Source organism: Citrobacter sp. wls619, from assembly GCF_005281345.1.
In the GTDB taxonomy this organism is placed as follows: Bacteria; Pseudomonadota; Gammaproteobacteria; order Enterobacterales; family Enterobacteriaceae; genus Citrobacter.
In genome coordinates this window covers 3995-4520 of record NZ_SZXJ01000031.1, presented here as the reverse complement: position 1 = coordinate 4520, position 526 = coordinate 3995, and the positions used below count along the sequence as shown (strand labels likewise).

General features: G+C 57.6%; 1 protein-coding gene. It reads right to left on the bottom strand.

All coding sequences use genetic code 11. From position 1 onward, the window contains the following. The coding region (locus FDX19_RS05280; RefSeq protein ID WP_249357527.1) for a phage integrase N-terminal domain-containing protein at window positions 1–443 on the bottom strand (443 nt) is incomplete at its 3' end. Between the last annotated feature and the right edge of the window lie 83 nt (window positions 444–526).

Below are 526 nucleotides of genomic sequence, written 5' to 3'. Positions count from 1 at the left end.
CGCAGCCCCATCAGACGGGAGAGTTCCAGTGCTGCCGCCAGACCCGGATCTTTTGCGCGGGCCATCTCCAGCACACAGTGATAATGATCCGGCGTAATAGCCAGCTTCGTACCATTACGGGATGCGCCAGACAATCCCAGCGAACGGTTGTTCAGCCGCTCACTCTGCGCCAGCCTGTCACGTCCGGCCTGTTTCAACATGCAGCGGATCGCCGCCATCTCATTTTGCAGTGAACGCTTTGTAATGCCCTGCGCCAGTCGCTCGCGGATATAACCTTCAATATGCCGCGCTTTCAGATGCTCCACCCGGCGGATCTGCACATTCTGCGCCATCACCAGACGTTCACAAAAACGCTGCGCCAGCGCGATACGATCGTGGACAGTCTTGTGACTGCCGCCCGCCAGTTTCGCCAGCCGCGTCATTTCCTGCACCAGAATCCCCATATTTTCCCCTTTTAATGATGCCTCAAATCCATAACCCAACACTGATACAGCTTCCCCCGGCGCGCAGGCCAATAGCCCCTGAG